The sequence below is a fragment of the Lederbergia citrea genome (assembly GCF_018343525.1).
GTDB classification, from domain to species: Bacteria; Bacillota; Bacilli; order Bacillales; family Bacillaceae_C; genus Lederbergia; species Lederbergia citrea.
In genome coordinates this window covers 432,447-458,564 of record NZ_JAGYPH010000002.1, presented here as the reverse complement: position 1 = coordinate 458,564, position 26,118 = coordinate 432,447, and the positions used below count along the sequence as shown (strand labels likewise).

Annotated in this window: 25 protein-coding genes; 10 read left to right on the top strand and 15 right to left on the bottom strand. The window is 39.4% G+C overall.

Translation table 11 applies throughout. The annotated features are described in order from the left end of the window. Nucleotides 1-31 precede the first annotated feature (31 nt). Nucleotides 32-352, top strand: coding sequence for a YflT domain-containing protein (locus tag KHA88_RS11345; RefSeq protein WP_213098494.1), 321 nt, complete (start codon nt 32-34; stop codon nt 350-352). A gap of 287 nt (nt 353-639) precedes the next feature. Here the strand turns inward: KHA88_RS11345 and KHA88_RS11340 are convergent, their stop codons facing one another. The 4 genes from KHA88_RS11340 to mobA are packed head-to-tail and all read right to left on the bottom strand — an operon-like array spanning nt 640 to nt 2,938. Continuing rightward, the gene (locus KHA88_RS11340) at nt 640-1,659 is read right to left on the bottom strand and encodes a ThiF family adenylyltransferase (protein WP_213107727.1); all 1,020 of its coding nucleotides are present in this window, start codon (nt 1,657-1,659) and stop codon (nt 640-642) included. Between the two features lie 5 nt (nt 1,660-1,664). Next, entirely contained in the window at nt 1,665-1,898 is a 234-nt protein-coding gene (moaD, locus tag KHA88_RS11335) for a molybdopterin converting factor subunit 1 (RefSeq protein ID WP_213098496.1), read from the bottom strand. Further along, a complete protein-coding gene (locus KHA88_RS11330; protein WP_213098497.1) occupies nt 1,891-2,355 on the bottom strand; it encodes a molybdenum cofactor biosynthesis protein MoaE in 465 nt (154 codons plus the stop codon). The genes moaD and KHA88_RS11330 overlap by 8 nt, the downstream gene beginning before the upstream one ends. After that, nucleotides 2,345-2,938, bottom strand: a complete 594-nt coding sequence (mobA, locus tag KHA88_RS11325) for a molybdenum cofactor guanylyltransferase (protein ID WP_213121975.1) — start codon at nt 2,936-2,938, stop codon at nt 2,345-2,347. Before mobA ends, KHA88_RS11330 begins: the two co-directional genes overlap by 11 nt. A 215-nt stretch (nt 2,939-3,153) precedes the next feature. Here mobA and KHA88_RS11320 point away from each other — a divergent pair, with 215 nt between their 5' ends. The 3 genes from KHA88_RS11320 to KHA88_RS11310 all read left to right on the top strand — a co-directional run bounded on the left by KHA88_RS11320 (nt 3,154) and on the right by KHA88_RS11310 (nt 5,915). Beyond that, nucleotides 3,154-4,197 (top strand): LytTR family transcriptional regulator DNA-binding domain-containing protein, encoded by a 1,044-nt coding sequence (locus tag KHA88_RS11320; RefSeq protein ID WP_213121974.1) that lies wholly within the window; start codon nt 3,154-3,156, stop codon nt 4,195-4,197. A gap of 162 nt (nt 4,198-4,359) precedes the next feature. Beyond that, a complete protein-coding gene (locus KHA88_RS11315) occupies nt 4,360-5,208 on the top strand; it encodes an ABC transporter ATP-binding protein (RefSeq protein WP_213121973.1) in 849 nt (282 codons plus the stop codon). Then, entirely contained in the window at nt 5,205-5,915 is a 711-nt protein-coding gene (locus KHA88_RS11310; protein ID WP_213098501.1) for an ABC transporter permease, read from the top strand. The genes KHA88_RS11315 and KHA88_RS11310 overlap by 4 nt, the downstream gene beginning before the upstream one ends. Before the next feature lie 56 nt (nt 5,916-5,971). On the opposite strand, the gene rsgA is transcribed toward KHA88_RS11310, so the two are convergent. After that, entirely contained in the window at nt 5,972-7,030 is a 1,059-nt protein-coding gene (rsgA, locus tag KHA88_RS11305) for a ribosome small subunit-dependent GTPase A (RefSeq protein WP_249313065.1), read from the bottom strand. Between the two features lie 399 nt (nt 7,031-7,429). Here rsgA and pdxK point away from each other — a divergent pair, with 399 nt between their 5' ends. Continuing rightward, entirely contained in the window at nt 7,430-8,251 is an 822-nt protein-coding gene (gene pdxK / locus KHA88_RS11300; RefSeq protein ID WP_213121972.1) for a pyridoxine/pyridoxal/pyridoxamine kinase, read from the top strand. 113 nt (nt 8,252-8,364) lie between these two features. On the opposite strand, the gene KHA88_RS11295 is transcribed toward pdxK, so the two are convergent. Continuing rightward, nucleotides 8,365-8,691 (bottom strand): hypothetical protein, encoded by a 327-nt coding sequence (locus KHA88_RS11295; protein ID WP_213107721.1) that lies wholly within the window; start codon nt 8,689-8,691, stop codon nt 8,365-8,367. Between the two features lie 144 nt (nt 8,692-8,835). Here KHA88_RS11295 and KHA88_RS11290 point away from each other — a divergent pair, with 144 nt between their 5' ends. The 3 genes from KHA88_RS11290 to KHA88_RS11280 all read left to right on the top strand — a co-directional run bounded on the left by KHA88_RS11290 (nt 8,836) and on the right by KHA88_RS11280 (nt 10,766). Beyond that, nucleotides 8,836-9,183, top strand: coding sequence for a YojF family protein (locus tag KHA88_RS11290; protein WP_213098505.1), 348 nt, complete (start codon nt 8,836-8,838; stop codon nt 9,181-9,183). 19 nt (nt 9,184-9,202) lie between these two features. Continuing rightward, nucleotides 9,203-9,886: a bacillithiol biosynthesis deacetylase BshB2 gene (gene bshB2, locus KHA88_RS11285; protein ID WP_213121971.1), complete on the top strand. Its 684-nt coding sequence runs from the start codon at nt 9,203-9,205 to the stop codon at nt 9,884-9,886. Nucleotides 9,887-10,205: 319 nt separating this feature from the next. Then, nucleotides 10,206-10,766 (top strand): integrase, encoded by a 561-nt coding sequence (locus KHA88_RS11280; protein WP_213121970.1) that lies wholly within the window; start codon nt 10,206-10,208, stop codon nt 10,764-10,766. Nucleotides 10,767-10,885: 119 nt separating this feature from the next. Here KHA88_RS11280 and KHA88_RS11275 read toward each other — a convergent pair whose 3' ends face one another. The 8 genes from KHA88_RS11275 to KHA88_RS11240 all read right to left on the bottom strand — a co-directional run bounded on the left by KHA88_RS11275 (nt 10,886) and on the right by KHA88_RS11240 (nt 20,362). Then, nucleotides 10,886-11,857, bottom strand: coding sequence for an anti sigma factor C-terminal domain-containing protein (locus KHA88_RS11275; protein WP_213121969.1), 972 nt, complete (start codon nt 11,855-11,857; stop codon nt 10,886-10,888). Beyond that, nucleotides 11,841-12,353, bottom strand: coding sequence for an RNA polymerase sigma factor (locus tag KHA88_RS11270; RefSeq protein ID WP_213107717.1), 513 nt, complete (start codon nt 12,351-12,353; stop codon nt 11,841-11,843). The genes KHA88_RS11275 and KHA88_RS11270 overlap by 17 nt, the downstream gene beginning before the upstream one ends. A 99-nt stretch (nt 12,354-12,452) precedes the next feature. Then, nucleotides 12,453-15,044, bottom strand: coding sequence for an ABC transporter permease (locus KHA88_RS11265; RefSeq protein ID WP_213121968.1), 2,592 nt, complete (start codon nt 15,042-15,044; stop codon nt 12,453-12,455). Then, nucleotides 15,041-15,724, bottom strand: a complete 684-nt coding sequence (locus KHA88_RS11260) for an ABC transporter ATP-binding protein (RefSeq protein WP_213098511.1) — start codon at nt 15,722-15,724, stop codon at nt 15,041-15,043. The genes KHA88_RS11265 and KHA88_RS11260 overlap by 4 nt, the downstream gene beginning before the upstream one ends. An 89-nt stretch (nt 15,725-15,813) precedes the next feature. Further along, nucleotides 15,814-16,815 carry a sensor histidine kinase gene (locus KHA88_RS11255; protein ID WP_213098512.1) on the bottom strand — a complete coding sequence of 334 codons (1,002 nt, stop codon included), beginning with the start codon at nt 16,813-16,815 and terminating at the stop codon, nt 15,814-15,816. A 1-nt stretch (nt 16,816) separates the two neighbouring features. Further along, complete coding sequence (locus KHA88_RS11250; protein ID WP_213098513.1) at nt 16,817-17,500, bottom strand: response regulator transcription factor; 684 nt, start codon at nt 17,498-17,500, stop codon at nt 16,817-16,819. Between the two features lie 265 nt (nt 17,501-17,765). Further along, entirely contained in the window at nt 17,766-19,382 is a 1,617-nt protein-coding gene (locus KHA88_RS11245) for an FMN-binding glutamate synthase family protein (protein ID WP_213098514.1), read from the bottom strand. 104 nt (nt 19,383-19,486) lie between these two features. Next, complete coding sequence (locus KHA88_RS11240) at nt 19,487-20,362, bottom strand: Cof-type HAD-IIB family hydrolase (RefSeq protein ID WP_213098515.1); 876 nt, start codon at nt 20,360-20,362, stop codon at nt 19,487-19,489. 228 nt (nt 20,363-20,590) lie between these two features. Here KHA88_RS11240 and KHA88_RS11235 point away from each other — a divergent pair, with 228 nt between their 5' ends. Both KHA88_RS11235 and KHA88_RS11230 read left to right on the top strand, forming a co-directional pair. Further along, complete coding sequence (locus KHA88_RS11235) at nt 20,591-22,111, top strand: BCCT family transporter (RefSeq protein WP_213121967.1); 1,521 nt, start codon at nt 20,591-20,593, stop codon at nt 22,109-22,111. A 180-nt stretch (nt 22,112-22,291) separates the two neighbouring features. Further along, nucleotides 22,292-23,569: a YjiH family protein gene (locus tag KHA88_RS11230; RefSeq protein ID WP_213098936.1), complete on the top strand. Its 1,278-nt coding sequence runs from the start codon at nt 22,292-22,294 to the stop codon at nt 23,567-23,569. A 329-nt stretch (nt 23,570-23,898) separates the two neighbouring features. On the opposite strand, the gene recQ is transcribed toward KHA88_RS11230, so the two are convergent. Beyond that, on the bottom strand, nt 23,899-26,025 hold the full coding sequence (gene recQ, locus KHA88_RS11225) for a DNA helicase RecQ (protein ID WP_213121966.1): 2,127 nt from the start codon (nt 26,023-26,025) through the stop codon (nt 23,899-23,901). Nucleotides 26,026-26,118 lie beyond the last annotated feature (93 nt).

Sequence of the window (26,118 nt, the reverse complement as noted above, 5' to 3'; positions counted from 1 at the left end):
CGATACTAGATTAGAAGGAGGATTTTCACTTATGAATACAGTAAAAGTTTGTGAGAACGGTGTACAAGCTGTAAATATTATCGAAGAATTGACTAATAATGGATATGATCGAGATAATATTTATCTATTTGCACATGGGGAAGAACGCTCCAAAGATTTAACGGACGCTACCGATACAGGCACTGTTGGCGTAGGAGAACAAGGAATCCTCGACTCGGTCAGTAACGTATTCCGTAAACGAGGCGATGAATTGCGTTCCAAATTCGAATCGGTCGGATTAACTGAAGCCGAAGCCGAAAAGTACGAAAAAGTATTAGACGGCGGCCAAGTCGTCGTTGTAGCTACAAACTAATAAGGTTTTGAGAAAAGTCCCCTCTTTCGATGAAGAGGGGATTTTTATTGTCAATGAAATTATAAAAAATAGTGTGATTAAGTTCAAATAAATTAAGTCGACATCCAGCTCCAGCGCCTAGCCCCTCGAGGTCAAATAACCTGAGCCAATAAAAGTCAAGACCGGACTTTTCTTGTCTCAGAACATTTGCTTGTCGGAGGCCCGCAGGATGCGGGTCAGAACGGCATTGCCACAGGACGTGGCGCCCTTAGCCGTTCTTCCTATATCAAGGCGCTTGCGCTTTTGTTTTACCCTAATAAAGAATGGTAGATTTTCCGCGCTTCAACAGGATCGCTCGTTCCATGAATCAGTGCGCGGCCATCTTGAAAAAACACGGACCGCATCCCTTCTTTGACGACAGATATTAAAAAGGGATTGCCGCCGACTTCATATCCAGCCGACCGCCATTGGTCCGCAAGCCGCTCTAAAGATAAGGCCTCGCTTTTGGCAGGACGAATTTGCACCGTGTCCCTTCCACATAAAACAGCCACTTTTGTACCAGATTCAATAGTTAAAAATGGGTATGTCCGCTCCGCTCCACATGAAAGGCAGTACTTATCTTTCAGCGCTCCAGCCTTCAATGACAAGTATTCATTTTCCCATAAATCGAAAGTTACATAGGCTTGCCTAACAGCCTCCATTTTTCCTGATAAAATTTTCAACGCTTCCGCTCCTTGATGTGCGGTTACCATTTGAACCGTGGGGGCAATGATGCCGACCGTATCGCATGTTTGCCCTTGAAGCGGCAAGCTTTTCAATAAACATTGCAAGCACGGAGTCACACCCGGAATAATCGAAAAAGCCATACCGAAACTTCCGACACATGATCCGAATAAATATGGAATCCGGTACTTTTGCGCAAGATCATTTAGTAAAAATCGTGTTTCAAAATTATCGGTTCCATCGATCAGTAAATCTACATCGTCCATTAAACTTTCCATTAACACCGCATCAGCCTGACCAACAATTGCTTCAATTTCAACTTCACTGTTGATTCTCTGCAATTGCTCTTTCGCAGCCGCCGCTTTTGGCCATTTCTCAGCCGCATCCTCTTCCGTAAACAAATGCTGCCTTTGCAGATTGCTCATTTCAACATAGTCACGATCGATTAGTGTTAGTTTTCGGACCCCAGACCTTGCAAGCAATTCAGACGTATGTGTACCAAGCGCTCCGACCCCAACAATCAACACATGCTTTTTCCCGATTTCTTCTTGGCCTTTTTCTCCAATCGATTTAAACAATATTTGCCGTGAATAGCGTTCGTTCATTCCCTTTAGCCTCCACTCACCGGAGGAATGAGTGCAATGTCATCGCCTTTTTGAATGATCGCTTCATCTGTAGCAAATTCTTCATTTACCGCAATCATAATCCCTTCCAAATTCCCCAAGGACGTTTCAGCCTCCAAATAATCTCGCAATTCCTTCACTGATTTTCCAGAAGCCTGAACCGTTAGCTCTCCGCTCCCCGCCTGCTCTTTCAAATGTGCAAACAACATCACTTTATTCATTTAAGTCAGCCTCCTCCGGTTTCCCATCAGCGTATTCCTTCGTGCCTTGCTGATTTCCAATCCATTCTTCCCCATCTTCCCAATGTTCTTTTTTCCAAATAGGGACGATTTCTTTAATCCGCTCGATTGCATAACGATTTGCTTCATATGCCTCTGGACGGTGAGGAGATGAAACAGCAATCGCGACTGCAATATCGCTAATTTCCAGGCGGCCGATTCGGTGAGATATTGCAGCTTGCACCCCCGGCCAACGCTCCTTCATTTCCGCGATAATTTGCTCCAGCTTTTTCACCGCCATCGCTTCATATGCTTCATATTCAAGGTAAAGCGTCTTTTTTCCATGCGTCAGCTCCCGGACGGTACCTATAAAAGTCGTTACCGCACCTGCTTCCCGGCGCACGACTTTTTGATAAACTTCTTCAATTTTTATCGGATCTCTCGTGATTTCACAATTCATTACGGCCGCCCCTTTCAGCTATTTTCACAGCCTCTATGTAATCTTCCTGCGTATTCATATTCCATACTGTTTCGGAAATTGTATCCATTTTAAAAAACTCGACATTTAACTGATCGAGCAAGGATCTTACAGATCGCTTTCCTTCATTAAGAACCATTTTTACTTTTTCCGCAATACTCGCGTCATAAGCAGCAAAAAGTGGATGAATTTGACCTTCCGTAACTGGCACAACAGCATCCCGTTTATTTTCAATTAGCGTTTCTATTAACTTTAACCCAAAGTCACTGGAGGCAAACGGCATATCACAAGCAACAATGATACAAGGCCCTTCGGATGCTGCTACTAGTCCTGTATATATCCCCGCAAGCGGTCCTTGTCCTGCATATGGTGTCGCATCTTCTAGCAGCTCAGCTTGTAAACCGTCATACATCGTTTTATCGTTCGCAATCAAGATGAGTTTTTCCGAAACTGGCGCAAATTCTGAAATGATCCGGTCGATTACTCGAACTCCGCCAATTTTCATTAACGCCTTATTTTCGCCCATCCTACTGGATTTCCCGCCTGCTAGAATAATAGTTTTCAAGCAGTCGCCCCCCCTTGTTTACTAATATTTACAAATCATCTATGCTTTTTATATAGAGACTACTTGAATAGAAAAAGTTTTCATCTACTGAGAAACCCGTGAGCAGCTTGCCCTCATTTTTTGGAAAATAATGATTTTTTCCATTATAGCAGATAGCGGAGCCTGCCTGTGAGAGGAAGCTTTTTAATAGAGAACAGATAGGAGCACATAAAAAAATGACGATTTTAACGATACACCAATTAGAGAAAAGAGCGCAAAACACCATCTTTTTTCCTGCTTTTGATTTAAAAGTTAAGAAAGGTGAAACAGTCGCCATTCACTGCAACAGTGAATTAGGCAATAAATTAATCCGAATATTGATCGGTGAACTCCTTCCGTCTAGTGGTGAAGTGAATATTCAAGAATTAGCGAATGATCGCCAAGCTTTTTTTCAAAGAATTGGCCTTTCATTACAAACAGATGCCCTATATGAACGCCTTAGTCCTAAAGGATATTTAACTTTTTTCAAAAAACTATACGCTGTGCATGTAGATGTCGACAACCTTCTAGAAAAAACTGGATTAATCGATAAGAAAAATATCAGATCTGATAAGCTTTCTTATTCTGAAAAAAGGCGGCTGCATTTTGCACGTGCTATTTTACATGACCCAAATTTAATTATTTTTGAAGATCCCGCTCAAAATCTTGATATCGAAAGTACATTGATTTTACATAGATTAATTTCTAACCTAGAAGATCAAGGGAAAGCCATTTTCATTACAACCAGCAATTTGGAAAATGCCATATCCATGACAAACCATGTTTATCGCTTGGACGATTCGGGGTTGAAAAAGGTGGACTTAACGGATGAAAATGAGGAGCCTGTTACCGAAGAGGCTAAAGCTTTCCAAGAGGAGACAGAGAACGAGATTAACATGGAAATTCGCTTCGATAAAATCCCTGCAAAAGTGGAAGATAAGTTGATTTTATTTGATCCTACTGAGATTGACTATATAGAAAGTAATAACGGAATTTCCAATTTGAATGTAAAAGGTGAAACCTTTCCTTGTACATTCAAATTAAACGACCTTGACGCCCGTCTTCAGCCATTTGGGTTTTTCCGCTGCCATCGCTCCTATATTGTCAATTTACAAAAAGTTCGGGAAGTTATTACATGGACGCGGAACAGTTATAGTTTGATTCTTGATGATCAGAAAAAAAGCTCGATTCCGTTATCGAAAGGAAAGCTGGATGAGCTGAAAAACATCATCGGAATATGAAATTTCATCCTTATTTTAACTCCATTCATCTATAAAATTGCACCATTCAACCTCCTGAATGCTCCTTTGAACGTTGATATAGTGCGTTTTCTCATGTTTCGTCCTATGATTAAGCCAGAAAACAAAATCATAAAAACTAAACGTGAGAAGGAGTAGAAATCGATGGAAAATATCATTGAAGTGAAGCAATTAATGAAATCTTTCAGCAATAAAACGGCGTTAAGAAATGTCTCTTTTAATGTGAAAAAAGGAGAAACTTTTGGTTTTTTGGGACCGAGTGGCTCGGGCAAAACAACCACTATTAAAATCTTAACCTCCCAATTATTACATACTGCTGGTAATGTAAATGTGTTTAGCAAGCCACTTTCGAAAAAGAAAAATGCTTCTATGATGAAGCGGATTGGCATCCTGACCGATAATAGCGGATTGTATGACAGGCTCTCTATTTACGATAACCTGCTGCTTTTTTGTAAGCTCTACGGAGTAAACAAAAAAAGAATTGGGCAAGTATTGGAACAGGTCAATCTAGAAAATGATCAAAATACTGTCGTTAAAGAGCTGTCAAAAGGAATGAAGCAGCGCGTCACTCTAGCTCGAGCCATTATACATAAGCCGGATCTCCTGTTTTTAGATGAACCGACTTCTGCACTTGACCCAGTGAATACAAGGCATATTCATGAAGGCTTGCGCCAGTTAAATAAAGAAGGAACAACGATTTTTTTAACAACCCATGATATGACCGAAGCCGAGGAACTATGTGACCGAGTTGCTTTCTTACATAACGGGGAAATCCAGGCTCTCGATACTCCGCAAAATCTGCGCCTGCACTATGCAGATTCAGGAATCACTGTACTTTTGAAGGACAAACGGACCATTTCCGTAGAAAAGGATGAAACAGGTGCAGAACAAATCTATCAGTTTATGAAAAACGGGGAATTGCTTTCCATTCATTCCAATGAACCAACATTAGGAGATATTTTCGTAAAATTAACTGGGAGGGTTTTATCATGACATTTTCATTTAGACGGATGAATGCCATTTTTCAAAAAGATTGGAAGGAATTATATAAGAATTCGTATATTTTGTTTACCTTGGCCATGCCTTTGGCTTTCGCAGCATTCCTTGGGAGAATTGGAGAAGATGCATCGACGTTTCACTCGATGCCAATTACTCTTGCACTTGTCATTGCCGGTGTGTTTATACAGGCAGCTATGATTGCTGAAGAAAAAGAAAAGAACACATTGCGAGGACTGCTCCTTTCTCCCGCCTCAACGAGTGAAATTTTAATCGGAAAAAGCGCCCTAACATTTGTCATGACCGTATTTGTCATCATCGGTTCTATTTTTCTAAGCGATTTTCAAGTTACTCATGTGCCGTTGTTTGCCCTTATCATCATCATTAATCTTATTTTCTATATTTCCATGGGAACAATTCTCGGTTTGCTTTCTCGCACAGTGATGGAAACAACGATTATCGGGATGCCTGTTATGGTTATTTTCGGACTTGCCCCAATGTTCGTATCGATGATCGAAAATAAAGCGATATTAAAAATCGTTCAACTTCTTCCAAGCGAGCACTTTACAGCTGCATGGACTTCCCTTAGCAATGGAAAAGGTTTTGCAGCCATAAGCGGTAATATTTTCACCCTTTTTATATGGGCAGCGGCGTCACTAGTAGTCACATTTATCGTTTATGAAAAACGGCAGTTTGATAGGTAGATGAAAAGAAACAAGGTCTATGATATTTCTTAGACCTTATTCCCTTTTAAATGTCATCATTTCTTACGCTTCTTCTGCCCAACCGTAATCTTTTTCCACTTTTCTATTTCAGCTATGGCTAGTTGTTTATCTTCTTTCCGGTCCAAATAGGCCAGTTCTTTTTGTAGCTTTAAATAACTCTTAAAACGCTCCAAATCGAGTTCTCCATCAGTAATCGCCTGACCAACGGCACACCCCGGTTCGCCATTATGTTGGCAATCTCTGAATTTGCATTGTTCTCCAAGCACTTCAATATCAGAAAAACCTTGGCCCAAACCGGTGTCCGCTTCCCAAAGCTGCAGCTCCCTCATTCCTGGTGTATCAATTAAGATGCCGCCTTGGTCAAGCACGATTAGCTCTCTGTGAGTAGTTGTATGCCTTCCTCGATCATCACCCTCTCGAATGCCACCCGTTTTCAACGATTCTTTTCCAGTAAAAGCATTCACGAGTGTAGACTTTCCAACTCCAGATGAACCAAGCAGTGCAATCGTCCGTCCTTTTTCTATATAAGCAGACAGAGCTTCTAGACCGATATTTTGCTCCGCACTGACGACATGGATCGGAACCCCGATGGCTACCGTCTCTGTTTCACTTACTTTTTCGTCTACATCATCACATAGATCAGCTTTGCTCAATACAATAACCGGATTCGCCCCGCTTTCCCAAGCAGTTAACATATACCTTTCAATTCTGCGAACGTTGAAGTCAGCATTGAGGGCGGCCACGATAAAAACATGATCAACATTTGCCGCGACAATTTGTTCTTCAGTCGTCACACCGGCCACTTTTCGGGAAAATTTACTTTTCCTCGGCAGGATCGCATGAATTGTTGCCTTTCCTTCTTCCTGCCGGACTGTCATTACGACCCAATCCCCAACTGCCGGATAATCACCGCGGTCTAAGGAGTTGAAGCGAAACTTTCCTGACACTTCCGCCAAAACTTCACTATCTTCCGTAAAAACTCTGTACAAACGTTTATGTTCCAAGGCTACTCTTCCTACGGTATAGCCTTCTTCTTTATATGCTAAAAAATCCGTTTCAAAAAATTGATTCCAACCTAAAGTTTGTAAGTTCAATGTGCTTCCTCCAATGATCATTTCCATATTTTTTCATAAAAAATAACCGCAAGCTGCGGTTTTCTGTTTTTGTAAAGGGCATACGTATCCCGTACAAATATAAAACCATGAGCTAAAATTTTTGCCCATGGAAAATGGATAAATCAAAGGAGCATAAAGAAATTAATGCGAATTGACACCTTTTTCCACGGGCAGCATGATGAAATTGTCTAAAGTTTTCATAATTACATTCTCCATACTACATTCCTCCTTTGGAAAATAAGGTGTATTTTTACATATTTATTTTACTATGTAAGAAGTTGGCTGTAAAGCGATTTCATAAATAATATCTCTTTCTTTTAATAAACGATTGTTATATTCTAAAAATAAACATCAAGCGCAAGCTGGGAGGAAAGTTCGATGACAATGAAAAAAACATTGACACTCGCCGGATCTGATTCAAGCGGCGGTGCAGGTATACAAGCAGATTTAAAAACTTTTCAAGAAAATGGCGTCTACGGTATGACGGCTTTAACATCGATTGTCACAATGGATCCGGCAAATGGCTGGAGCCACGGAGTATTTCCGATTGACGTTGATACAGTGGAAAAACAATTAAATACGATTCTTTCTGTCGGCATTGATGCAATGAAGACTGGAATGTTAGGTTCTGTTGATATTATCGAACTTGGTGCCAAAAAAATCGATGAGCACAAACTGAATAACATCGTCATCGACCCTGTCATGGTTTGCAAAGGTGAAGACGAAGTATTACAACCGGAAAATACTGATGCAATGCGCGAATTGCTAATACCAAGAGCTACAGTAGTAACTCCAAACCTGTTCGAAGCATGGCAGCTCGCTAAAACAGGTCCGATTAAAACGATTGATGATATGAAAGAAGCAGCTGCCAAAATTCATGACCTCGGTGCAAAAAATGTCGTCATTAAAGGTGGAAAAGGCTTAAATCACGATAAAGCTGTTGACCTATTCTATGATGGCAAGGATTTTACACTTCTTGAAAAAGACAAGCTAGATACAACATACAACCATGGTGCAGGCTGTACATTCGCTGCAGCCATTACGGCTAATTTGGCAAAAGGAAAATCTGTTCATGAAGCAGTTTCCGCTGCGAAAGAATTTGTAACGGCCGCAATTGAACATGGCTGGAAGTTGAACCAATACGTTGGACCTGTTATGCACGGTGCCTATAATCAATTTGTAGGCAGTGTGAAAAATTAATTAAAAGCCCGGAGAGACTTTTCGTCTCTACCGGGTTAATTTTTACCTTCCGTGGCAATTGTAGGGAATAAAAGTTGTTGATATCCAGTAGGAGCAATTCTTAAGGGGAATTATTAACTGAGTTTAATCTTCATAATTTCTCGATCATGTTCAGAAATTTTTTGATCATAGTAATGTAAATCAGATTGTGTAACCATTGTCTTTTTGATTAATTCAAGATCTTTACTATTGGCTTCAACTTTAGCTTCTAATTGTTCTAATTTCTCACTATGGCTATGCAATGTTTCACCGTGACTATCGAGTATTTCAGTATGACGTGCTAAAATTTCACTATGATGTTCCAATATTTTAGTATGACTATTCAATATTTCACTGTGACTTTCCAATTGGATTTCAATCTTGTCCAATTTTTGTAAAATAAGATCTAATTTTTTCTCCACTCTATTCCCTCCTCTCCTGTTTATCAATCCATTTTACCATATTAAAAATATTAAAGGCACCCTATCAAAGTGCAATCACATGGTATTCTCCCACTATTTTTAGTAAAATAATCATATCGGTCCATGAGGAAGGAGGCCACACACATGGAAGAAATAAATATTTTAAAAGTACAGGAATTAATTAATGCATTTGCCGGCGAGAACGTTTACATACATTTAGAAACAACGAACGGCGCCTACGCTTCACACGCGGACGAATCTTTCTTCTCAGCGGGGGCATATATACGCAATGCCCAAGTTTGTTACGAGCATGGAAAAATTGTTGGAGACGGTCCGTATCGCGCTGGTTTGAAGCTGCCAATTGGTTGGATTTATGCAGAAGGCCTTACCCATTTTGAAATGGATGATCTTGGAAGGCTGCTGCTTGCGGGCCATGGTTATGATGGAAAACTCGCTGTCGCATTAGAAATTAGTAAAACACCGTTCGAGTAAAAGAAAGGGATGTACGCTAATGGAAAAAGAACGCCAAGTTTTAGTAGTGTTTCCTCATCCTGATGACGAGGCTTTCGGGGTATCAGGTACAATATCTAGTTATATCCAAAACGGCACACCTGTTACATACGCCTGCCTGACGCTGGGGGAAATGGGTAGAAATCTAGGGAATCCTCCGTTTGCAACGAGAGAATCATTGCCAAAAATCCGCAAAGCTGAACTTGAAGCTGCAGCAAAAGCAATGGGTCTCACCGATTTGCGCATGATGGGATATCGAGATAAGACCCTTGAATTTGAAAACGATGAAGAGCTTGCCAATATGGTATTTGAGCTGATTGAAGAACTGAATCCTTCACTTGTCATCTCATTTTATCCCGGCTACTCCGTTCATCCCGATCACGAGGCAACTGGAAGAGCGGTTGTACGGGCAGTACGCCGATTACCGATTGAAAACCGTCCAAAGCTACACTGTGTAGCCTTTTCAAATAATCACGAAGCAGAAATCGGAAAGCCCGACATTGTTCATGATGTCAGTGCGGCTTGGAAGAATAAGCTTGAAGCATTAAAAGCACATATTTCACAAACCGCATGGATGCTTGCTGATATGGAAAAACAACTGGCTGAAGAAAGCCCTGAGTTACTGGCCCGTTGGCAAATAGAGCGATTTTGGACGTATGATTGGGAAAAAGATAAAGTATTATGAAAAAACCTGAGGGGAAATTTTCCCTCAGGTTTTTTTATTGCAAAAGGTGAATACTAATACTCATGAACGGTCCATGAGTACCGCTTTTGCTTATTTATTCAAATAACTGTACTTATGAAAGCATTAGGACTCCCATCAGCACCCTATTTTCACATATCTCCGTTCTGCATGAAGGCTTGATGATGATGCTACTAGCACAATAATAGGAAAAAATCTATCTATTTTTTTCCACAACCCCATGGTAAAATAGTTCCCATTATGGAAATAGTCATATTGACATACGTGATTTCATATACATTATAAAAAAAAGAGGAATCTAATGAAAAAGAGAGTCAAAAAGAAACAAATAAAAAAATTAATTCAAGCAACAATAAATTCAGTCGAAATGAATATAGAGGTTAGACATCAGCGCACAGGAGTAAATATGTGCTATGAGTTTATAAAAAATTATCTAATCTTCGATTCCAAAAGGTTACCTAAAGCCAGATTGGAAATGTACAATGCTGTAGGGCTGGAAGTGTATATAAAGGCTATAACCTTGCATGAGTTAGGGCATTTTCTCGATCGTGAGGCATTGCTCTCTTCCATCCCAAGAATGATAGAGCTCATAAAAATAAAGAGAAAAGCACCTTTCCGTGAACGAAAATTAAATATCGAATTATTTAAGGCGGACATTGAAATTCATGAAATGGATTATGTATTCGAGGAAAGCGCTTGGACCAATGCAGAAAAGCTAAATCGCCTCTATCATGTTATCGATTGGGAATGCTTTGAAAAAGTTAAATTCGATAGTTTATTAAGTTATACAGCATGCTACAACCGAGACTTGCTCATTTATCAACAATTAGCAGCTAAAACGAATAATCAAATTGCGGGTTAAGTGTGCTTAGCCGGGAAAATGACATAGTATATTAGTAAAACCTGAGGGAAATGGTTTTTTTTCCTCAGGTTTTATGTTATTTCAAAGGTTATTTTTTCTTCACGTTTACCAAAATTGCGTTAATACTTATCCACAGTTACACCAAGAGTTGCAGCCCTAATCATTGGAACATCATTATACTTCATTAATTCTTTTGGGCTACCTGTAACAACTACCCCGATAATTTCAAGGTTCTCAGGAGTTAATTTTTTTTCATCATTATTCGTTATTCTATTGATTAAATCTTCTGCAGATGATTTGTTAGATCCCTTCTTTTTCATTTGTTCCAAGCTTGAGATAAAGTATTCCGCTCCGCCATTAGGCTCTCTACTATTATAATGAAACCCAAAGGCTGAATCACCGATGATTGTGTGGCCGCGCTTATCATGTTCCTCAATAACCTCGTTATCCTTTCTCATCTCTTCTTCATCGTATGCATTTACCCACAGCCAGACCATATCGTCTTTGAACACTTTCTCTACTTCTTCTATTGTATAGTTATCGTCAAATGAATAAGCTAGTTCGATTACCTTATCCTCCGGAATATTCGTGAGAATTTTTCTATCATCCACAATATTTTCATTGTTTACTTTTGGATGGTAAAATTCAATTACTCTTTCCCCATTATAAAAATACGGTACTCTGTCCGCCCCTATAAGAGTAATTCCTGTTGAGGCACCACTTGAAGTAACTAGACTTGACTTACCAAAAATAGAAAAGACTCTTTCTGAAGGTGTCCAAGGAACGAGTATTCCATCTATATCTTTATAAAAATCAGTTTTTCCAACAGCTGAAAGCAAATTATAATTATACGAAGTTCCGTTACTTTCAATATTAGCACCATGTATATAATTCCAAAGGGAATCGTCCATGGAGTATTTTTGTATAGACTTTTGCATAAGGAAACTATTCAGCCAAAAAATACTAAAGAACACAATAATACTTATTAATAATGAAATTAGGACTGTTCTAATCACGGAATGTCTTCTCGCCTTTTTTACCAAACCACGAAAGTGATCATCTTTTGAAAACAATTCATTTTCTTCGCTCATCTTCATACCTCCTATATTCTTTTATAAAATCTTTTCGAGCCCTATAAAGCATTGTTTTTACAGAATTGGCTTTCATGTCGTATAATTCGGCTATGTCTGTTACTTTTAAATCAGCACTGTATTTCAAAAGTAAAACCTCTGCATATTTCGGCTTTAACCGATTTATGAGACTTGAGATATCAGTCTTTAATTCCTTTTGCAATATTGCAGCCTCTGGCGTATATTCCTCAAACAGCTCTTCATAATTAAATCTCAATAGAATATTTCTTTGCCTCGTTCTTTTTCTGCATAAATCCACATATTGATTGACAGCTGCACGAAATAGCCAAGCTTCTATATGACGTATATTCATTGAGTCAATATAAATTAAAAATTTATACGCGGTATCCTGGACAACATCTTCGGCATCTTGCAAACTTGCGCCCATTTTGATTAAATATCGCTTAACGATTTCTAGCTGCTCATATAATTTTTCGCCCAATATCGATTCATTCATTTCAAACCTCCTTAACTATAAGACGTATATGTATGGAAAAGGTAGACGGAAATAAGTAAAAAGGCTTCTTTTTTTAAGAAGCCTTTTTACATGATGAACTTAGATACTCTCCTGCTTTAAAGCATCAATAATGTTTTCTTTTTTTACTTTTGCGCTGGAATAAAGCATCGCTGAGCTAACGATGATAAATACAGCAGCAATAACATATAAAATACTCATCCAAGGAAGCGTGAATCCATAGCTAAAGCTGTTCATCAATGCCCTATGGATTAAATACATAATAATGATGCTAATTGGAAGCCCGTAGAGCAAAGACTTAATTCCGTAAAAAATACTTTCATAGTTAATCATTTTATTGAAGCCTTTTGGCGTCATCCCAACCGATTTTAGCATTGCAAATTCCCGTTTTCGAAGAGATATGCTCGTCGAAATTGTATTGAAAATATTTGCAATCGAAATTGCAGTAATTAACAGGATAAATCCATACGTAAACACGGACATTAGCATGATCATCTGTTCTTCTTGTTGTCTGGCTTGGTATAAGTTGTGAACATACATATTGCCCTCCTTCATATCCTCGATTTCCCCTTGTGTTTTCATTGGGGCAGAACTTTTCAGGTAAAGACGGGAATAAATATCATCAGTCATCTTTTTATCAACCAATTGATTCATGACTTGGTCAGAAACAATGACATCTAATCCACCTAACCCAGCTGGATAAATACCCATTGGAAATTGATCTGTCAATGCAGCAATCTTTATTTTATTTATAAGTTTCTCTTCTCCGCTTTCTCTATCCCCATAGTATAAATCAAGAGTTTGGCCAATTTCCTTATGAATCGCCTTCGTTTCAACATATTTCCCTGTACCCATATCTTGATAAGGGATTGTATCAATCACAATTCCCGATACATTCCCTGTATCTATCGATAACTGTTCATAATCCACACCAATCATTTTTGCGTAAGTTTGAAGGCTCTTCGCATCTAATGCATACAGGTGAATAAAGTAAGAGAATTTCCCATCCTCAGACATACTATTATCAACCAATTCATCAGCGACGGATGCTTTGTCAATCCAAGAGGACAAACCGAATGATTTAATCAAACTATATTCGGTCACATCATTAAGGGCAGCCATTGATTTCATCAATCGATCTTCCGTTTCGGTTATTTCACCGTCCTTCGATACTTGAATATCATAATTCACACCATCCTGTGAGAGCTCAAGCGACTTTTTCAAATTTGCCGTGAAAAAGGATACCGCTAAAAATAAAACAATGCTAATAACGAGAGAAAACACAGTTGCTTTGTATCTTCGTTTGTTTCTTTTTAAGTTTTTTAAGCCGATTTCAGCTTCGATCCCGAAGATCTTTCGTATAAATTTCGATGTTTTCACTGCTTTACCTGTAAGCTTCACATCGGTTGTTTGTCGAATCGCATCAATAGCAGAGATCTTCGAGGCTTTGATGGCTGGGAGATATGTTGAAATAAATATCGTGATCATCGAAACGACACAGGAAACCAAGATTGATAATGGCGTGACGGATACGATTAACTTTTCAGTCACCCCTAGTGCTCCTTGTATGATTGAGTTTATGAAGAAAAAAGTAATACCAATTCCGACAAGGCCAGAAATGATTCCAATCGGGATACTGATTAATCCAATAACTACGCCCTCAAAAAATACCGAGTTTCTCTTCTGTCTTTTCGTAGCCCCTACACTCGCAAGCATGCCTAAGTGTCGAGAACGCTCCGAGACGGAAATCGCAAAAGCATTATAGATTAACGACACGGATCCAATAATGATGACAGCCATAATAATCGCCGACAAGGAAAAAAGCGTTCTGCTCAAGCCATCATTATTCGTTACACCATAATAACGAAGTAAATTATTATTAAAGCTGATAGATTCTATTTTGTTTTTCTTTGCCAAGTCCTGTGCATGATTATACAAGGAATTATTCACTTTTTTTAATACGACTGTTGCATTGACCGCATCATATACTCCAATCCTACTTTCATCTAGATAAGTGATGATTGTGTAACCGGGTGCCCATGCCGGTTCCCACGTAGGGCGTTTAATCACACCGACAATTGTAAAAGTTTCAGTTCCTTTCATTTTCAACACTTCATTTAACTGATCGTCCATAAAGGTTAATGAACTTGTCTGATCAAGAACAATATCGCTAGCTTCTTCGTCTTTCATAAATCTATCCCCGATATCCAGGGTAATTTGTTGACCAATTTTGTAATCGACTTTTGCATTGTTTTTAATTCCTTCTGAAATCACCACTTCATTGGCTGCTTGCGGAAGTCGCCCTTGACTCAATTCAATCGGATACTGTTTAAAACCTTCTGTGCTATATTCTTTTACAAACAAATACGGCTTGTTCTCATTTTGACTACCTTCTAAGTGCGCATAGCCAAGGTCCCTTGAGGGCACAACCTTTTTTGTTGATTCATCATTTTTAATCGCATCAAGTTGATTTTTATTGACATCCTGATAAAGGACATGCCATTCACCTTCATTTGCAATCGTCTGCCTTTTCATTAAATCCATGAAAGAAACAGCAAGCGTAGCGACCGCGGTCAGCATCGCAACTGAAATAATAACTCCAATAATCGTTACAAGCGTCCGTCTCTTGTTTTCCTTCAAATGTCTAATCGTTAGTTTATTTACGATGTTCATGGACGAACCACCTCATCCTTGGCAATCCTTCCATCTTCTATCGAAATAATTCTGTCAGCTTGTAGCGCAATTCGTTCATCATGGGTAATGACAATAAGTGTCTGATTATATGTTTTATTAAACATTTTTAATAAATCAATGATTTCGCTGCTATTCTTACTATCTAGATTACCTGTTGGCTCGTCTGCGAGCATAATTGCAGGATTACTAATTAGCGCTCTACCAATCGAAACCCTTTGCTGCTGCCCACCGGAAAGCTGATTTGGTAAATGGTTTAAGCGGTTTTCTAGATTTAAAGTCCTCACGATATCATCAAACTGCTTTTTATCCACCTTATGTTCATCAAGCAGGAGTGGCAGGGTAATATTCTCTTCAACCGTAAGAACGGGAATTAGATTATAAAACTGATAGATTAAACCGATTTGTCTACGTCTAAAAATGGCTAATTGGGTTTCATTCAAGTGATAAATATCCGTGTTATCAACGAATACTTTTCCGCCCGTCGGTTTGTCGACACCGCCAAGCATATGCAATAGCGTAGATTTTCCAGAACCTGAGGGACCAATAATGGCGACGAATTCACCTTTTTTCACGGAAAAAGAAACATCATTAAGGGCCTTTACTGCCGTTTCGCCTTTTCCATACACTTTAGACAGATTCTCTATTTTTAAGATTTCCATTGTTAAAACCTCCATAGTTTTGCTGATGGTCTCAGTATATCTGTCTAATATGACTTTCAAGTGACAGCAAAAATGACAGTTTAGTCACTTTAAATTACTTGCTTATAAAACTTAATCCGAAACTCAGTACCTTTTTCGCTATCACTCTTCACTTCTATATCTCCACTCTGGCTTGAGATAATGCTATGAGCCATCGCTAAACCAATACCTATGCTGCCTTCGCTGGCATTCTTTCCTTTATAAAAACGTTTAAAGATATACGGCAGATCCTCCTTCGCGATTCCTTTACCGTTATCTGCGATGATAATTTCCGCAAACAGTGCATTTTCCGAAAAATTAATAGTGATTATTCCGCCAACACGAGTATGCTCCACACAGTTTTTTAAAATATTGATCATTGCTTCAGCTGTCCAATTGAGATCACCAACAAACGAGACTGAGTCTTTGCCCTTAATCGAAACGGTTTGTTCTTTAATATCGATAGGAATTAGAACAGGCTGTAACGCTTTTTGTACAAGCTTTTCCACAGATATTTGATCCTTTTTGAACTGTACGGTACCTGCATCAATTTTCGAGAGCTTTAATAATGAAGAAACTAGCCAATCAATCCGTTCAAGCTGAATACGAATATTATTGGTGAATTCTGTTCTTTTCGCTAAAGGCAGCTCGGGATCACTTAATAAATCCGCCATCACCATCATTGAGGTAAGTGGGGTTTTGAGCTGATGGGAAATATCTGAAATGGCATCTGTAAGCTGAATTTTATCTTTTCGTAACTGTGAGCCCTGCTCTGATAACATAAGCGTCACTTTATATATATCGTTCCTTAAAATACTAAGCTCACCTTCATGATTATCACGCACATCCAGAGAATAATTGCCACTAGTAATTTGCCGTAAATAGCCAGAAAGCTTTGCGATTTCGCGATATCTCCACCGCGTAAAAAATAAGGAGCATCCAACCAGTAAGGCCGAAGTGATGAAAACAAGCACAGCCGCAATAGACGAAATAAAAGTCGCTCCTACAATTGCCACTAGACTGATTGTGAACATGATTAGTATTAGAATTTGGATCTCTCGATTACGCAGCATGCTAATCACCAACCTTATAGCCTAAACCGCGTACTGTTTTAATAATCTTAGGATTTTGCGGATGATCCTCTAATTTTTCTCTTAGCCTTTTTATGTAAACAGTTAATGTATTATCATTCACAAAGTCTCCCGCCACATCCCATATCTGCTCTAAAAGCTGACTTCTTGAAAGAACCTGTCCAATATGGTTAGCAAAAATAAGAAATAAGCGATACTCTAAAGCAGTTAGGGTAATTTCATTGCCATTTTTATAAACCTTGCCTTCAAGCGTATGAATCTGGATGTTTTCTATTTCAATCATCGTTTTTGGCAGAGTCTGCTTTTGGTATCTCCGCAAGACCGATTTGATTCTTGATAAAAGCTCACGAATACGGAATGGCTTCGTAATATAATCATCAGCTCCCATATCAAGTCCCATCACAACATTGACCTCATCATCAACCGCTGTTAAAAAAATGACTGGAATGTCACTTCGCTCTTTCACAATTTTACATAATTCATAGCCGCTTCCATCCGGCAATGATAAATCAAGCAGACATAAAGCGAATTGATCTAATTCCTCAGCTAACACCTTTTTTGCAGAGGCAACATCAGGGCATATAACCGTGGTAAAGTGATCTTGCTGCAACGAATATTCAAGTCCAGATGCGATTGTTTTATCATCTTCCACAAGCAAAATTTTCATCTGATGATCATCCTAACTTTGATTAACTTAAGAGAAAACTAATGACACTATTAATACAATCATATTTCATTCACAATATTTCTCCAACAGTTTAGGAGGAATTAAAAATCTAATTATTCGAATCTCTTAATAATTGAGCGTTAAAACCCATTTTTCACCTTCTTCTTCATCAACCATATAAATGAAAAACAGACCTATCCATATATGTGAATAGGTCTTCCGATTTCAATTATTGTATCCCGCTCAAGAGAAATCTTTGTTGATATCAAGCTTCCTTATCCACCAATTCCGGTGGTAAGATCAGCATGCTTTTCTTGAATTCATATCCGGTCATAAGCTGACCTGATGATGTTCTATACATTAAATGTTCTTCGGACAGTTCTGTTGGTGAGGCGACACCCGCAGCAGCGGCAAGATTGAATAGCCCCTCGCGCAAAGAAAGAACGTAATTTGTCACGCGGTACATTTTTTCTTCGATGACCAGTGCTTTTTCCCGTTTCGGGTCCGTTGTTGCGACGCCTACTGGACAAGTGTTGTTGTGGCATACTTGCGCCATAATGCAGCCGACTGAGATCATCATCCCCCGAGCGGTGTTGACAAGGTCCGCACCAAGGCATAACGCAAAAGCAATCTTATCAGGAGTTACGAGTTTCCCAGAGGCGATGATTTTTAATCGGTCTCTAATCCCATATTTCTTCAGCATTTCATCCAGCAAAGGCAATGCCGAGAATAAGGGCAGGCCTGCAGCATCCGAGAGTTCCTGAAATGTTGCCCCCGAGCCTCCTTCAGCACCATCAATCGTAATAAAATCAGGTGTTTTATCAAGTTCCGCCATCTCTCGAACGAACTTTTCAACCTCATCTTTAGAACCGGCGACCATCTTCACCCCAACGGGTTTTCCCCCTACCGCCCTTAACTCAGCAACGAAATTCATTAATTCTTCCGTTGTTTTAAATTCACGAAATCTGTTTGGGCTATCGATTGTTTGCCATGGTCTTACATTGCGAATTTCCGCGATTTCTGGAGTGACTTTTTCTCCGAGAATATGACCTCCGCGGGTTTTCGCACCTTGGGCAAGCTTAAGTTCAAATGCCTTAACTTGTACCGTCTCACTTTTTTTCTTAAACAGCTCCCATGAAAAGTCACCGTCTTCTGTCCTTACACCAAATAGGCCTGGGCCGATTTGCATGATGATATCCACTTCGCCGCGTAAATGGTGTTTGGAGAGTCCTCCTTCTCCAGTATTCATCCAAGTTCCGCCGGCAAGACCGAGTCCTTTCGAAAGAGCTGTTATTGCATTTTTTCCAAGTGAACCGTAGCTCATTGCTGATTGTCCTATCAGCCCTTTTGCTTTAAAAGGTTCTCTACAAGTATTATCTCCGATAATAACCGCATCCTCTTCAGCCAATAAATGTGGGTCAACGATCGAATGTTTGCGCTGCTCTTTTCTATTAAAAAGACCCTCATGATTAATTTGGTAAAGCCTAGTCTCAATTTTCGGCTCCTGAATAATTCTTAATTCTTCGTGCAAAAGCGGAAACATCGAATTCCTTATATAAAATCCAGGTTCTTTAAAATCACGCTCGGAACCAAACGCATGGATCCTGCTTAGATATTTCCCGGATTTCACGACACTTTCATACTGATGTCTGTTAAATGGTTTTCCTTCCCGATTATTCGCAAATAAATATTGCCTTAATTCCGGTCCGATATTTTCTAATAAATATCGTATATTTCCGAGTAATGGGTAATTCCGGAGAACGGAGTGTTCACTTTGACGTGCATCGAATATGTAAATCCAGACGAAGACAATTAAAGGAATAATAATGATAAGAGCAAAAACGACAAACATGATTACCACAAACACTTCATTCAAATACATATCCCTCACCTGCCCAAACTTGTTTATTTATATCTATACATCTACAGGCAGATTTAAACTATTTTCATGAAAAATAACCGCTGTCTCGTGACAGCGGTTATTTGTTAGTTCGATATTTCCATTTCCTCAATTGCCTTCATAATCGCCTTAGCAACACCATCATCATCATTCAGTGCTGTTTCATAACGACAAGCATTTTTAATTTCTTGTTCAGCATTACCCATTGCAACCGAATGGCCAACAATTTTCAACATGGATAAATCATTGTAGTTGTCGCCAAGAGCCATTGTATCTTCCAGTGAAATACCTTTAGCTTCTGTATATTTCTGCAATGCAGTCCCTTTTCGCGCAGCAAAATGCATCACTTCAAGGTTATTACGTCCTGAAGAAGTTACCTCGATGCCATCGATTTCCTTCAAACGCTTGCTCGCTTCCAAAAGTAGTTCTTCATCCTTTGAAAAGGCAAGGAATTTATAGACGTGGCAATCCTCTGCTTCAAAAATCGAATCATAATCATCGATCACATGAATGAGCCTTTGTCGAAAGCGCTCATCAGCTGAATCCCGAATTTCCGATGCATCCTGTGATGGGTTAGCTGTATGGTATATATCAACGAGTACTTGAATCCCTTTTTCATAATCAGTCGTGTATGTGCCACCTTCAGAATAAAGTTCAAAGTACATATCGATCTCGTTAAAAACAGATGTAATTTTTGCCGATGTTGAGCCGTCAAGCCCAACCGAATATTCAACATTTCCTTCTTTATCGCGAATTTCTCCACCATTTACACAAATCGCTGGACATTCGATGCCTGCTTTATCAAGTACAAAGCGGACTTCATTATATGCCCTGCCTGTCGCAACAAGGAAATCAATTCCTTTTTCCTGTGCTGCTTTGATTGCTTGTATTGTTGCTTCACTTACTTCTTGATTTGCATTTAACAAAGTTCCGTCCATATCTGTAGCAATACATTTAATCAATTTTTTTAGCTCCTTCTGTTTTGGCAAACGCCCATTCCTGTTGGGCATTATTCTAACTGAAAACAGGAATCATTGCAAAGAAAGGGGAATATGTTTCGTTTTTTATTTGGTGGGTATTAAATACTAGTTCAAGATTTGGGCTATTACATACATTTCGGTTAATAACTTTGTATGTTTAAATAGTACCCATATCAAAAAAACAGACAAGATGATTTGGAAGGGGACAGCATGAAAACAGGAAGTAAGTTAGCTTATAATAATTCGGTTTTTTGGATTTCATCGGTAGTCATTACGATCGTTGTTTTATTCGGAGCAATCTGGCCTCAAAGATTTGCAAAGGGAGCTTCTGCGGCGTTTAATTTTACTACATACGCATTTGGTTGGTTTTATTTATTGGCAGTATTATTTTTTGTATTATTTCTTTTAGTTTTGGCGGTAAGTAAATATGGAAAAATGAAATTAGGACCTGATGAATCTAAACCTGATTATCCGTTTTTCACATGGGTTGGCATGCTAATCTCTTGCGGACTCGGGATCGGTCTCGTTTTTTGGGGCATTGCTGAGCCTATGAGCCACTTTTTTACAAGTCCGTTCGGGCATGAGCCAATGACGAGACAAGCCGCTCGTACTGCTATGACCTATTCCTTCTTCCACTGGGGATTAAGCCAGTGGGCAATTTTCACAATGGTAGGCCTTGCGGTTGGATTTTTTCAATTTCGAAAAAAAGAAAATGGATTAATTTCGACAACTTTAAAACCGTTAATTAAGGAGCGCAGAGGTGCCAGCACGATTCGAAAAAGCATCGATATCTTAGCTGTCATTGCAACTGTTGTTGGTGTTGCTACATCTTTAGGACTCGGTATTATGCAAATTAATGGCGGCATGAAGACTGTTTTTGGTTTAAACAATAGTATTACCATGCATTTATGCATCGTTGGTTTCATGCTTATTTGTTATCTTGCTTCCTCCGTAACCGGTTTAGATAAAGGGATTAAATGGTTAAGTAATTTTAATCTCGTTCTTATATTAGTTTTAATGCTTTACGTATTTCTAACTGGACCCACTATATTTATTCTTAATACATTTACACAAAGTTTGGGTGATTACGTTACACGGTTCATCGAATATAGCTTGAGGCTTTCCCCGTATACGGGTGCAACTTGGGTACGCGAATGGACAATTTTTTATTGGGCTTGGACGATTGCTTGGTCTCCTTTCGTCGGTGCATTTATTGGCCGAGTATCGCGTGGTAGAACAATTAGAGAATTTGTGATGGGGGTTTTGATTATTCCTCCACTGATCTCCCTATTATGGGTTTCCGTTTTCGGCGGAACAGCTTTATATAAAGATTTATTTGAAGGAACGAAAATTGCGGAAGATGTAAATAGCGATGTAACTTCCGCCTTATTTTCTACATTTAATGAACTTCCTTTTAGCTTTCCACTTTCTATAGTCGCAATTCTATTGATATTTACGTTTTTAATTACATCGGCGGACTCCGCTTCGTATATTTTGGGTAGTATGACGACAAATGGGATGGCTACTCCACCTATTACGGTGCGTGTGATTTGGGGTGTTCTGATTTCTGCGATTGCTACTGTGCTTACACTCGCAAGCGGACTTGAAGGACTGCAAACCGCTTCCCTTGTTGCTGCTCTCCCCTTTACGATCATCTTGGTCGTCATGGGCTTTACGATGTTCCAACAAATTCGCTTGGAATATAGACTTACTAGACAAAGACGAATTTAGGATCTGCTCCAAATATTGGACTAATTATTTGATGGATTTTTTTATCATCATGCATTAAAATAAGGAAGGTTTGAATTTTTATGTATGAAAGGTGAGTAAACATTGAATAGCAACCAAGGCTTCACACTGAAAGATTTACTCCTGTTTTTAATACCATCCTTATTCGGTATATTTTTATTTATGATTCCCATCCCTTCTAAAGAAGGGGTTACCATTCCGATTGCCGTATTATCGGAAGCATTGCAAAGCCTGCTCGGTGCAAGTATCCCGTCCATCATGGTCATCATTATTTTACTAGCTTTTGTCGGAACTGTTCTTGCCAAGACGATGAAGCCGGCAATGATTACGAAGTCGCCTTTTTTAACTGCCTTATTTGATATACCACTAATCTGGGTTATTGCACGAATTCTAGCAGTCATTTTTTCTATCATGATTTATTTTAAAGTAGGTCCAGAAGCTATTTGGTCGGAAAATACAGGTGCCATTTTATTATTTGATTTATTACCTGTTCTATTTAGTGTATTTTTATTCGCAGGACTCTTACTTCCACTTCTATTAAATTTTGGGTTGCTTGAGTTATTTGGAGCTCTTTTAACTAAATTCATGCGGCCCGTTTTTAAGTTACCAGGCCGATCTTCCATTGATGCACTCGCTTCATGGCTTGGAGATGGAACGATCGGTGTTTTACTGACAAGCAGACAATACGAGGACGGATATTATACAAAAAGGGAAGCCGCGATTGTTGGGACAACCTTCTCTGTTGTATCAATTACATTCAGTATCGTTGTGATTAAACAGGTCGGATTAATGAATTACTTCGTTCCTTATTATTTTGCGGTTACTTTTTCAGGCTTAATTGCAGCATTTATCCTTCCGCGCATTTGGCCGCTTTCCACCAAGCCTGATACATTTATTAATGAAAAAGAAGACGATCAAACGTCAGAAATTATTCCTGAAGGTTATTCCAGATTCGGATATGGATTGGAGCAAGCACAGCTCCAAGCTAGAAAAAGCAAGAGTATTAGTAAATTTTTATTGGACGGAAGCAAAAATATTCTTGATATGTGGTTAGGTGTAGCACCGATTGTTATGGCGCTCGGCACTGTTGCATTGGTGATTGCGGAGTACACACCATTATTTCAATGGCTGGGTGTTCCTTTTATCCCGCTGCTTGAGCTTTTGAGAGTGCCTGAAGCACAGGCCGCTTCGCAAACATTGGTCGTCGGATTTGCCGACATGTTCCTGCCTTCCATTTTAGCAGAAGGCATTGAGTCAGATATGACCCGATTCATTGTTGCCAGCGTATCCGTCACCCAACTCATATATATGTCAGAAGTTGGCGGCGTCCTGCTCGGTTCCAAGATTCCAGTAGGCATGAAGGATTTAATTATCCTGTTCATACTGCGTACACTGATTACATTGCCGATCATTACATTAATTGCACATTTAATATTTTAACAAAGGGGCTGTCAAGAAAGTCAGTAAAAACTGATTTTTTGTGACAGTCCTCTTTTTATGTATGGAGTCTGTTGCTCTCCGTTCCGGCGCTCTCTTTCCGCGGGCATGGCTTGAGCCTCCTCAGTCGCTGCGCGCCTTGCGGGGTCTCAAGGCACTTTTCATTCCCGCAGGAGTCTCACGCCTGCACTGAAAGAGCACCAACAAGCAATTGGACCGATTCCATGAAATCATTTGTTTATTGAAAATAGAAAAAAACCGCCACCTTTAGTAGAATGAGTTACCAGACCACAATCTACAAAAGATTCGATTTTTTTACTCGCAATCCGTTATTATATGCGTTTTTGTAAAAACGCCTTAATCATGAAAAAGCTCACTTCGTCCGGGAGAAGTGCTTTAATTGGTGTAAGTCTATCGCTACCAGCCTCGTTTGCTGCTTCTGCAATTAACGGCTCATATTGTTCTGGTATAAAATCGTTCCAATTAATTTCCATACCTTCATCATGGCATTTAATTAAATGGCTCTCTATCGTCCTTTCAGACAACCCTCGCTCTGCGGCAATGTCAGTGACACTATTTCCTTCCTCCAGCAGCTGATAGGTTAAGTGATGGCTTGGTTCCTTATCGCTGTTTTTTGAAACAGCATTCTTTTCTCTTTTTACTGAATGGATTGGTGTTCTCTCAATCTCATTTTCTTTACAATAGTTGTTAATTGCAGCCAGGAATTCCTTTCCGTACGCTTCAAGCTTTCGTTCACCGATCCCTTTTATTTGTAAAAGTTCGTTTTCATCCGTTGGGAGCTTGGCACTCATTTCTCTTAAAGTCACATCCGAGAAAATGATGTATGGAGGCACTTTTTCTGCTTCGGCAATTTCTCTTCGTAATGAACGCAGTTCTTCAAACAAATCATTATCTTCTACGATTTGGGAAATACGGACTCTCTCTTTGCGTAGAACTGGTTCCTTACCACGAAGAACATTTCCCGCTTTCTCCGTCAACATTAAGATCGGATAGGCGCCATCCGTCGGCCGCAAATATCCTTCAGCTGTGAGAAAATCGATAAATTCACTCACATCTTTTTGCGTCTTATCTTTCATGATTCCGTGTGTCGACAGCTGATCAAAACCAAAACTTTTTATTTTTTTGTCTGACGAGCCTGTGAGCACTTTCGTAATCATTGTCTTGCCAAACCGTTCGTTCATTCGCCTTATACAGGAAAGCACCATTTGCGTTTCTACAGTAGCATCCACTTGTTCGCGGTCATCTGTACAGTTTCCGCATTTTCCACATTCAGGAGGATTTTCTTCACCAAAATAATGAAGAATAAATTGTTGTAAGCATGACTCTGTATGTCCATAAGCAACCATTTTTCTCAGCTTGGAATACTCATTTTCCTTTCGAACCTCTTCCATATCGGATTGCTCGATTAAAAATGACTGAATCTGTGTATCCTGAGGTGCAAACATGAGAATACAAGCACTCTCTTCCCCGTCACGGCCAGCTCTTCCCGCTTCCTGATAATAGGCTTCCATATTTCGTGGAATATGATAATGAATTACGAACCGCACATTGGATTTATTGATCCCCATGCCGAATGCATTCGTTGCAACCATCAACGTGATGTCATCATATAAAAATCGTTCCTGATGGTCATTCCGTTCTTTTTCCGACATGCCCGCATGATATTTACCAGCTGATAATCCCTTTGCTTCCAAAAAATGATGAAGCCGATCGACTTCTTTTCTCGTTGCTGCATAAATAATGCCTGCTTGTCCTTTGTTTTTTCCGATGTAATCAAGCAAAAAACGATCCCGGTCCTGTCCTTTCACCACTTGAAAATGTAAGTTTTCCCGTTCAAATCCTGTCATCACCGTGTTTTGCTCATCGATATGCAATAAATCACAAATGTCATTTCTCACTTGCGGTGTTGCGGTTGCTGTCAGTGCAAGCACAGTTGGTTTTGGCTGAATACTGCTGATCAGTTTTTTTATATGCAAATAGCTTGGCCGGAAGTCATGACCCCAATGTGAAATACAGTGAGCTTCGTCAATGGCGACAAGTGAAATATGAATACCTTCAAGTAAGCGAAGGAATGAGGGAGTTTCTAATCTTTCCGGAGCAATGTAAACGAGTTTATATTCACCGTTGTAAATACCCGCTAATCGATCCTGCATTTCATCGCTTGAAAGCGCACTATTTATATATGTGGACGGTATGCCTGCTTTATCAAGGGCATCCACTTGGTCCTTCATTAATGAAATAAGGGGTGAAATCACGACCGTCACGCCACGCAAAAGAAGTGCCGGAATTTGATAACAAACCGATTTCCCGCCACCTGTCGGCATAATCCCGAGCGTATCCTTCCCCTCCATGACCTTTTGGATCATGTCTTCCTGTCCTTTTCGGAATTCATCGTACCCAAAATGAGTTTGGAGATGGCCTTTTGCCTTCGTCAACAATGATAAAACCTCCAGTTAATAGATACCTATATTATAGCAAAAATAATGGACTATTAATTAATGAAGAAGGATAATAAGGGACAAATTACAAAT

What these genes read in the sequence shown, in the direction of transcription:
- KHA88_RS11345 (WP_213098494.1), top strand. Translation starts at nt 32, where the DNA reads ATGAATACAGTAAAAGTTTGTGAGAACGGTGTACAAGCTGTAAATATT.
- KHA88_RS11340 (WP_213107727.1), bottom strand. Translation starts at nt 1,659, where the DNA reads ATGAACGAACGCTATTCACGGCAAATATTGTTTAAATCGATTGGAGAA.
- moaD (WP_213098496.1), bottom strand. Translation starts at nt 1,898, where the DNA reads ATGAATAAAGTGATGTTGTTTGCACATTTGAAAGAGCAGGCGGGGAGC.
- KHA88_RS11330 (WP_213098497.1), bottom strand. Translation starts at nt 2,355, where the DNA reads ATGAATTGTGAAATCACGAGAGATCCGATAAAAATTGAAGAAGTTTAT.
- KHA88_RS11320 (WP_213121974.1), top strand. Translation starts at nt 3,154, where the DNA reads ATGACGATTTTAACGATACACCAATTAGAGAAAAGAGCGCAAAACACC.
- KHA88_RS11315 (WP_213121973.1), top strand. Translation starts at nt 4,360, where the DNA reads ATGGAAAATATCATTGAAGTGAAGCAATTAATGAAATCTTTCAGCAAT.
- KHA88_RS11310 (WP_213098501.1), top strand. Translation starts at nt 5,205, where the DNA reads ATGACATTTTCATTTAGACGGATGAATGCCATTTTTCAAAAAGATTGG.
- pdxK (WP_213121972.1), top strand. Translation starts at nt 7,430, where the DNA reads ATGACAATGAAAAAAACATTGACACTCGCCGGATCTGATTCAAGCGGC.
- KHA88_RS11290 (WP_213098505.1), top strand. Translation starts at nt 8,836, where the DNA reads ATGGAAGAAATAAATATTTTAAAAGTACAGGAATTAATTAATGCATTT.
- bshB2 (WP_213121971.1), top strand. Translation starts at nt 9,203, where the DNA reads ATGGAAAAAGAACGCCAAGTTTTAGTAGTGTTTCCTCATCCTGATGAC.
- KHA88_RS11280 (WP_213121970.1), top strand. Translation starts at nt 10,206, where the DNA reads ATGAAAAAGAGAGTCAAAAAGAAACAAATAAAAAAATTAATTCAAGCA.
- KHA88_RS11275 (WP_213121969.1), bottom strand. Translation starts at nt 11,857, where the DNA reads ATGAGCGAAGAAAATGAATTGTTTTCAAAAGATGATCACTTTCGTGGT.
- KHA88_RS11270 (WP_213107717.1), bottom strand. Translation starts at nt 12,353, where the DNA reads ATGAATGAATCGATATTGGGCGAAAAATTATATGAGCAGCTAGAAATC.
- KHA88_RS11265 (WP_213121968.1), bottom strand. Translation starts at nt 15,044, where the DNA reads ATGAACATCGTAAATAAACTAACGATTAGACATTTGAAGGAAAACAAG.
- KHA88_RS11260 (WP_213098511.1), bottom strand. Translation starts at nt 15,724, where the DNA reads ATGGAAATCTTAAAAATAGAGAATCTGTCTAAAGTGTATGGAAAAGGC.
- KHA88_RS11255 (WP_213098512.1), bottom strand. Translation starts at nt 16,815, where the DNA reads ATGCTGCGTAATCGAGAGATCCAAATTCTAATACTAATCATGTTCACA.
- KHA88_RS11250 (WP_213098513.1), bottom strand. Translation starts at nt 17,500, where the DNA reads ATGAAAATTTTGCTTGTGGAAGATGATAAAACAATCGCATCTGGACTT.
- KHA88_RS11245 (WP_213098514.1), bottom strand. Translation starts at nt 19,382, where the DNA reads ATGTATTTGAATGAAGTGTTTGTGGTAATCATGTTTGTCGTTTTTGCT.
- KHA88_RS11235 (WP_213121967.1), top strand. Translation starts at nt 20,591, where the DNA reads ATGAAAACAGGAAGTAAGTTAGCTTATAATAATTCGGTTTTTTGGATT.
- KHA88_RS11230 (WP_213098936.1), top strand. Translation starts at nt 22,292, where the DNA reads ATGATTCCCATCCCTTCTAAAGAAGGGGTTACCATTCCGATTGCCGTA.